The following is a 7,063-nucleotide window of genomic DNA, read 5'->3' on the forward strand; positions in this document are numbered from 1 at the left end:
GCGTTCTGGCGCACGGTGGAGGTGAGCTGCGCCATGCTCGCGGCCGTCTCGGTCAGGGAGGACACCTGCTCCTGCGTGCGGCGCGACAGATCGGAATTGCCCGAATCGATGTCGCCCGCGCACAGCGTGATCGCATCGGTGGACTGCTTGATGCGCGAGACCAGCTCGGTCAAGGTGTCTTCCATCGTGCCCAACGCCCCGAGCAGCCGCCCGAAATCGCCCTGCAGGTCGGAGCTGAACTCCTTGCTCAGGTCGCCCGCCGCCACGGTTTCGGCGATGACGATGGCCTGGGCCAGGGGGCTCACGATGCCCTGGCGCAGCAGCAGGAACGCGGCAATGGCCACCGCGAACACCAGCCCGCCCAGCACCAGCAGCCACACCCGCACGTCGTCCAGTTGCCCCTGCGCCGCCTGAACGGCCTGCACCAGCGGCATTCGCTGCGCGTCGGCCAGGCCGCCCGCCAGTTGCAACGCCGCGCGGTGCGACGCCTGCGCCCGCCCGATGTCGGTGAGCCCCACGACCACCAGCAGTGCCATCAGCGCCGCGAGCGCCCCGAACGCCAGCACCAGCCGCGTACCAATCTTCAGCCTGTCCAAGCCCATGATCGACTGTCTCCTATGCCTGTTGTATGTCGTTATCGCAGGCAGCCACCGGCGCCCGGCGGTGTGCACAGGCTACGTTTTGCAACATGCCGTGCCATGCTATCAACGATCGCGCCGGGCGCCCTCCGTAGTTGCGCTTATGCCGCGGGAAAGGCCCCATGCCGGCGTCTGAGACAATCGCCCGGTGGACTTCTCCAACCTCATCCAAACCGTTCTCATCTACGCACTGCCGGTGCTCTTCGCCATCACGGTGCACGAAGCCGCCCACGGCTACGCCGCGCGCCACTTCGGCGACCAGACCGCGTTCATGATGGGCCGCATCACGCTCAACCCGCTCAAGCACATCGACCCGGTCGGCACCATCCTCATGCCGCTGCTGCTGTACTTCGCCACGTCGGGGGCATTTCTGTTCGGCTACGCCAAGCCGGTGCCGGTGAATTTCGGCAACCTGCGCAACCCCAAGCGCGACATGATCTGGGTCGCGCTGGCGGGGCCGGCCTCCAATTTCTTCCAGGCCATCCTGTGGGCGGTGTTCCTCATCGCGCTGGTCGGCTTCGGCGTGCAGGAGCGCTTTTTCCTGGAGATGGCGCGCGCCGGCATGCTGGTCAACCTCGTCATGTGGGCCTTCAACCTGTTCCCGCTGCCGCCGCTGGACGGCGGGCGCATCCTGGTCGGCCTGCTGCCCTGGAAGCAGGCGCAAATGGTGTCGCGCATCGAGCCCTACGGCTTCTTCATCGTGCTGGCCCTGGTCGTGGCTGGCGTGGTGGGTGCGGTCTGGCTGCGCCCGCTCATGTCGCTGGGCTACTCGGCCATCAACCTGCTGCTGACGCCCCTGATGGCGATGCTGCGCTGATCGGCACCCGCACCTGAAGGTCGCGGTGCCGACAGGCCCGCGGCTGCGGTTCTCTTTTTCTTTGTTTTCTGCGGATCTTGCTTTCATGACCACCACGCGCTTTCTCACCGGCATCACCACCACGGGCACGCCGCACCTGGGCAACTTCGTCGGGTCCATCCGCCCCTCCGTCGCGGCCAGCCTGCAGCCCGGCGTGCAGAGCTTTTACTTTCTGGCCGACTACCACGCGCTCATCAAGTGCGAAGACCCGGTGCGCATCCAGCGGTCCACGCTGGAGATCGCGGCCAGCTGGCTCGCCGCCGGGCTGAACCCCGAGCACGTCACCTTCTACCGCCAGTCCGACATTCCGGAAATCCCCGAACTCAACTGGCTGCTGAGCTGCGTGACCGGCAAGGGCGTGCTCAATCGTGCCCATGCCTACAAGGCGTCGCAGGACAAGAACACCGCGGCCGGCCGCGAGGCCGATGACGGCGTGACCGCCGGCCTGTTCATGTACCCCGTGCTCATGGGCGCCGACATTCTGCTGTTCAAGGCCCACAAGGTGCCCGTGGGCCGCGACCAGGTGCAGCACATCGAGATGGCGCGCGACATGGCGGCCAGCTTCAACCATCTGTACGGCGAGCGCTTCGTGCTGCCCGAGGCCGCCATCGACGAGCACGTGGCCACCCTGCCCGGCCTTGACGGCCGCAAGATGAGCAAGAGCTACGACAACACCATCCCGCTGTTCTCGTCACGCGAACAGCTGCGCAAGCTCATCGGCGGCATCCTCACCGACTCGCGCGCGCCCGGCGAACCCAAGGACACCGAGGGCTCGGCCCTGTTCCAGATCTACCAGGCCTTTGCCACCGAAGCGGAAACCGCCGCGCTGCGCCGGCAATACGCCGAAGGCATCGCCTGGGGCGACGCCAAGCAGGTGCTGTTCGAACGCGTGGACCAGGTCATCGCCCCCATGCGCGCGCGCTACGAAGCACTGATGGCCGACCCCTCGCAGATCGAGGACACCCTGCTGGCCGGCGCCGAACGCGCACGCGCCATCGCCACGCCCTTCATGCGCGACCTGCGCGGGGCCGTGGGGCTGCGCAGCCTGCGCGCCGCCGCGGTGGCGGCGCCCGCACAGGCCAAGCCCGCCAAGGCGGCGCTGCCGTCGTTCAAGCAGTACCGCGAAGCGGACGGCAAGTTCTACTTCAAGCTGGTCGCGGTGGATGGCCGGGTGCTGCTGCAAAGCACCGGCTTCGATGCGCCGCGCGATGCGGGGCAGGCCATTGCACGGCTGCAGAAGGAAGCGGGAGCACTGCAGGCGCTGGCAACCTGCCTGGTGCCGCAGCAGGGGGTCGAGGACCGCGAAGTGGACGAGGCCCTGCAGGCATTGATCGCCGCAGCGGCGGAGTGACGGGCCGCCAGACCGGGTAAACAGCCCAAGGCGTTTTCCATGAGCACCCAGCCACTCGCCGAAACCAGCAAGTTTCTCAGCTACGTTCTGCGCCATGAGCCCCAATCCATCGGGCTGACCCTGGATCGCGAGGGCTGGGCCCCCATCGACACATTGATCGCGGCGGCGGCCCAGCACGGTCGTGCGCTGGACCGTGCATTGATCGAGCAGGTCGTCGTTACCAGCGACAAAAAGCGGTTTTCGATTTCGGAAGATGGCTCCCGTATCCGCGCGGTGCAAGGGCACTCCACCCCCACCGTTTCGATCCGCATGGAGGAAAAGACGCCGCCCGCTGTTCTGTACCACGGCACTGCGACCCGGTTTCTGGAGTCGATCCGCCAGCAAGGATTGCTGCCGGGTTCGCGGCACCACGTGCATCTTTCAGAGGATGCGCAGACGGCGGCCAGCGTGGGGCAGCGATACGGGCAGCCCGTGGTGCTGTCCATCGCAGCGGCCACCATGCACGGCCAAGGGCACCGGTTCTACCAAGCCGAGAATGGCGTCTGGCTCACGGCGAATGTGCCGGCCGATTTCATTGACTTCGAGCCGATAAACCGCGGCGGACGCTGATATTGACCGAGCAGCGGCGCTGCTGGGGAAGTGGATTGGCCAAACAAAAAAGCGCCCCGAAAGGCGCTATTTTGTTTACTTACTGGCGGAGAGGGTGGGATTCGAACCCACGGTAGTGTTGCCACTACGCCTGATTTCGAGTCAGGTACATTCGACCACTCTGCCACCTCTCCTGTGTGTCGAAGCCGGGATTCTAGCAGGAAGTTTCAGCCTTCCGACCGACTCAATACTTTCCCATGTAGTCGCGTTTGCCCAGTTCCACTCCGTTGTGCCGTGCAATCGCATACGTGGCATTCACGTGGAAGAAGAACTGTGGCAGGCCGTAGTGCAGCAGGTAGTGCTGGCCGGCAAACTGCTTTTCGCGCGGCGTGCCGGGCTGCAGCGTGATCTGGCGGGCAGCGGCCTCGTCGAAAGCCTCGGCGGGCAGGCCTTCGATGAACGCCAGCACGATGTCGATCCGGGTGCGCAGGTCAGCGAAACCTGGCCGTTCTGCATCGGGCAGCGATGGCACGTCCACGCCGGCCAGCCTTGCGGCGATGCCCTTGGCGAAATCGCACGCGACCAGCACCTGCCGCGCCATCGGGAACATGTCGGGAAACAGCCGGGCCTGCAGCAAAGCGTCCGGGTCGATCTTGCGTGCGGTCGCGTGGGCTTCGGTCTTGGAGACTACATCCCCCAGCGAGCCGAGCATCTGCTTGAAAACGGGCACGCTGGCGCTGTACATGAAAGAGGTCATCGCGGGTCGATCCTTGAAAAGAGGGCCGGCAGAACGCCGGCGGATCGCAAGTACACCAGCAATGGGCTGCTGCTGCACGATCGGAGCGGGAAAACCCCTGAAAGACCCAGTCCGATAACGGTTCAGACCAGGACGATCTGCGGCACGTTCTGCAAGTCGCGCAACGGCATGCGAGCCGGCTTCACCGCGCGCAGATGGGCCACCATCTCGACCACCACATTGCGCTGGCTCTGGATGCATTCCCAGATCTGCTCGTGGGTCAATCCGCGCAGGCGCTGCGCCACCGTCAGTTCGATGCGGTCGGTGATCCAGTCGCCGCGGTATCCGTAATCGGCGCGCCAGTAGTAGGGCTGGGAGAAATACCCGAAGGACCCGTGGAACAGCTGGCGCACGTGGGTCGGGTCCTCGAAGGCGTCGTCGCTGGCGCCATGGGGCACGCGGATGACCATGCGCGCGTCGTGCCGGGCCACGCGGTGCAGTTCCTGCATCATGGGCAGCACCTTCGGGATGTGCTCCAGGACATGCGACAGCAGAAACTCCTCCACGCTCCCGTCCGCCAGCGGCAAGGGCGTGGCCGCGCAGGCGTCCAGGTCCGCGACGATGTCCACGCCGGGCAACGCCTGGCTGTCCAGGTTCAGCCACCCTGCGAGGGTATTGCGACCGCAGCCGACGTTGAGCTTCATGGCCTTCTCACCCATCCATCGTGCAAAAAAACCATTCTGCGCGGCCCGGGCCCGCGTCCTACGCGGCCAGGGAAGCGAGCCCGCCCAGGTAGGGGCGCAACGCTGGCGGAATCTCCACGCTGCCATCGGCCTGCTGGTAGTTCTCCAGCACGGCCACCAGGGTGCGACCCACGGCCAGGCCCGAGCCATTGAGCGTGTGCAGCAGCTCGTTCTTGCCTTGCGCGTTCTTGAAGCGGGCCTGCAGGCGGCGGGACTGGAACGCCTCGCAGTTGCTCACCGAGCTGATCTCGCGGTAGGTGTTCTGCGCGGGCAGCCAGACTTCCAGGTCGTAGGTCTTGGCGGCGCTGAAGCCCATGTCGCCCGTGCACAGGCTCATCACGCGGTAAGGCAGCCCCAGCTTCTGCAGCACGGCTTCGGCGTGGCCCGTCATGGCCTCCAGCGCCTCGTAGCTCTTGTCGGGGTGCACGATCTGCACCATCTCGACCTTGTCGAACTGGTGCTGGCGGATCATGCCGCGCGTGTCGCGGCCGTAGCTGCCGGCCTCGGAGCGAAAGCACGGCGTGTGCGCCGTGAGCCGGATGGGCAGGTCCGACTCGGGCACGACCACGTCGCGCACGAAGTTGGTCAGCGGCACTTCGCTGGTGGGAATGAGGTACAGGGCCGCATGGTCGGGCACGGGCTCGCCGTCCTGGCCGCCCTTCTTGGCCGCGAAGAGGTCGCCCTCGAACTTCGGCAATTGGCCGGTGCCGCGCAGCGAATCGGCATTGACGGCATAGGGCACATAGCACTCGGTGTAGCCGTGCTCCTGGGTCTGCACGTCGAGCATGAACTGCGACAGCGCACGGTGCAGCCGGGCGATGGGGCCCTTCATCACGGTGAAGCGCGAGCCCGACAGCTTGACGCCCATGTCGAAGTCCAGCCCCAGCGGCGTGCCCACGTCCACATGGTCCTTCGCCGCGAAGTCGAAGGCGCGCGGCGTGCCCCAGCGGCGCACCTCGACGTTGCCGGCTTCGTCCGCGCCCACGGGCACGCTCTCGTGCGGCAGGTTGGGCACGGCCAGCAGCAGCGCGTGCAGTTCGCCCTGCAACTGCTCCAGGCGGGCGGCCGAGGTTTCCAGTTCCGACTTGAGCGAGCCCACTTCGGCCATGACCGCATCGGCGCTCTCGCCCTTGGACTTGAGCTGGCCGATCTGCTTGGACAGCGTGTTGCGGCGCGCCTGCAGTTCCTCGGTGCGGGTCTGCAAGGTCTTGCGCTCGGACTCCAGGGACTGAAAGGCCTCGACGTCCAGGAAGGCCTGGGGTTTTTTGCGTGTCTCCAGCCGGGCGATGGCGGAGTCGAGGTCTTTTCGAAGGAGGAGGATGTCTAGCATAGGCCGCGATTTTAGTAGGGCGTCTTACCGGGTTGGCGCGCCGGAGTTTCCGTTTTAGGATGGACCGCACTGCCCCAGGGAGGACTCCATGCACATCGAACCGTACCTTTTCTTCGACGGCAACTGCGAGCAAGCGCTGGATTTCTACGCCCAGTGCCTGGAAGGGCGCCTCACCGCCGTGCACCGCTACGAGGGCTCGCCGCTGGAAAAGCAGCTTCCCGCGCACTGGCGCAACAAGATCATGCATGCCACCCTGGAAGTGCCCGGCGGCCACCGGTTCATGGCCAGCGACCGCATGCCGGGCCAGCCGTTCGCAGGCCACGCGGGCTTTTCGATGTCGGTCAACTGCCCCGGCAGCGCCGAACGCGGCGAGCGCATCTTCCACAGCCTGGCCGTGGGCGGGCACGTGGGCATGCCCTTCACCGTCACGTTCTGGGGCGCGCACTTCGGCACGCTGGTGGACAAGTTCGGCGTGGGCTGGATGGTCAACTGCGACGGGGCGCAGCCGCCCGCCTGAAGGCCAAGGCGCGCCCCCAGCACGGCGCCGCTCAGGCCAGCGTGGCGGGATCGAAATTGGCCCCGCACAGGATCAGGCCGACCGTCTCGTCGGCGCGCTGGCGGTAGGCGCCGCTTTGCAGCGCGGCCAGGCCCAGCGCCGCCGCCGGCTCGACCGCCAGCTTCAGCTCCCGCCACAGCCATTGCTGCGCGCTGCGGATGGCCTCGTCGGGCAGCAGCAGCGCGGCATGCACGTGGCGCTGCGACACCTCCCAGGCGATGTCGCCGATGCGGCGGGCGCCCAGCGAATCGGCGGCGACGCCACC

Annotated in this window: 8 protein-coding genes, 1 tRNA gene and 1 pseudogene; 4 read left to right on the forward strand and 6 right to left on the reverse strand. The window is 66.5% G+C overall.

All coding sequences use genetic code 11. The features are described 5' to 3' along the window. A pseudogene (locus AC27IQ_RS16715) lies at positions 1 to 602 on the reverse strand (methyl-accepting chemotaxis protein); the annotation flags it as partial. A gap of 184 nt (positions 603 to 786) precedes the next feature. Between AC27IQ_RS16715 and AC27IQ_RS16720 the strand changes: the two are divergent. The 3 genes from AC27IQ_RS16720 (at position 787) to AC27IQ_RS16730 (ending at position 3,454) form a co-directional block, all read left to right on the forward strand. Further along, positions 787 to 1,455 (forward strand): site-2 protease family protein, encoded by a 669-nt coding sequence (locus AC27IQ_RS16720; RefSeq protein WP_272565547.1) that lies wholly within the window; start codon positions 787 to 789, stop codon positions 1,453 to 1,455. An 85-nt stretch (positions 1,456 to 1,540) separates the two neighbouring features. Further along, positions 1,541 to 2,845: a tryptophan--tRNA ligase gene (locus AC27IQ_RS16725; protein ID WP_487090123.1), complete on the forward strand. Its 1,305-nt coding sequence runs from the start codon at positions 1,541 to 1,543 to the stop codon at positions 2,843 to 2,845. 39 nt (positions 2,846 to 2,884) lie between these two features. Beyond that, positions 2,885 to 3,454, forward strand: coding sequence for an RNA 2'-phosphotransferase (locus tag AC27IQ_RS16730; protein ID WP_487090124.1), 570 nt, complete (start codon positions 2,885 to 2,887; stop codon positions 3,452 to 3,454). Between the two features lie 83 nt (positions 3,455 to 3,537). Here the strand turns inward: AC27IQ_RS16730 and AC27IQ_RS16735 are convergent. The 4 genes from AC27IQ_RS16735 to serS all read right to left on the reverse strand — a co-directional run bounded on the left by AC27IQ_RS16735 (position 3,538) and on the right by serS (position 6,242). Continuing rightward, positions 3,538 to 3,627, reverse strand: a tRNA-Ser gene (locus AC27IQ_RS16735). 50 nt (positions 3,628 to 3,677) lie between these two features. After that, on the reverse strand, positions 3,678 to 4,190 hold the full coding sequence (locus AC27IQ_RS16740) for a DUF1993 domain-containing protein (RefSeq protein WP_487090125.1): 513 nt from the start codon (positions 4,188 to 4,190) through the stop codon (positions 3,678 to 3,680). A 122-nt stretch (positions 4,191 to 4,312) separates the two neighbouring features. After that, a complete protein-coding gene (locus tag AC27IQ_RS16745) occupies positions 4,313 to 4,873 on the reverse strand; it encodes a class I SAM-dependent methyltransferase (RefSeq protein ID WP_317356468.1) in 561 nt (186 codons plus the stop codon). Between the two features lie 58 nt (positions 4,874 to 4,931). After that, positions 4,932 to 6,242, reverse strand: coding sequence for a serine--tRNA ligase (serS, locus tag AC27IQ_RS16750; RefSeq protein WP_487090126.1), 1,311 nt, complete (start codon positions 6,240 to 6,242; stop codon positions 4,932 to 4,934). A gap of 88 nt (positions 6,243 to 6,330) precedes the next feature. Here serS and AC27IQ_RS16755 point away from each other — a divergent pair, with 88 nt between their 5' ends. Further along, positions 6,331 to 6,759, forward strand: a complete 429-nt coding sequence (locus AC27IQ_RS16755) for a VOC family protein (protein WP_284405457.1) — start codon at positions 6,331 to 6,333, stop codon at positions 6,757 to 6,759. 31 nt (positions 6,760 to 6,790) lie between these two features. Here AC27IQ_RS16755 and AC27IQ_RS16760 read toward each other — a convergent pair. After that, the coding region (locus AC27IQ_RS16760) for a pyridoxal-phosphate dependent enzyme (RefSeq protein ID WP_487090127.1) at positions 6,791 to 7,063 on the reverse strand (273 nt) is incomplete at its 5' end.

The sequence above is a fragment of the Acidovorax sp. KPB24-07 genome, assembly GCF_057543315.1.

What these genes read in the sequence shown, in the direction of transcription:
- AC27IQ_RS16725 (WP_487090123.1), top strand. Translation starts at nt 1,541, where the DNA reads ATGACCACCACGCGCTTTCTCACCGGCATCACCACCACGGGCACGCCG.
- AC27IQ_RS16730 (WP_487090124.1), top strand. Translation starts at nt 2,885, where the DNA reads ATGAGCACCCAGCCACTCGCCGAAACCAGCAAGTTTCTCAGCTACGTT.
- AC27IQ_RS16740 (WP_487090125.1), bottom strand. Translation starts at nt 4,190, where the DNA reads ATGACCTCTTTCATGTACAGCGCCAGCGTGCCCGTTTTCAAGCAGATG.
- AC27IQ_RS16745 (WP_317356468.1), bottom strand. Translation starts at nt 4,873, where the DNA reads ATGAAGCTCAACGTCGGCTGCGGTCGCAATACCCTCGCAGGGTGGCTG.
- serS (WP_487090126.1), bottom strand. Translation starts at nt 6,242, where the DNA reads ATGCTAGACATCCTCCTCCTTCGAAAAGACCTCGACTCCGCCATCGCC.
- AC27IQ_RS16755 (WP_284405457.1), top strand. Translation starts at nt 6,331, where the DNA reads ATGCACATCGAACCGTACCTTTTCTTCGACGGCAACTGCGAGCAAGCG.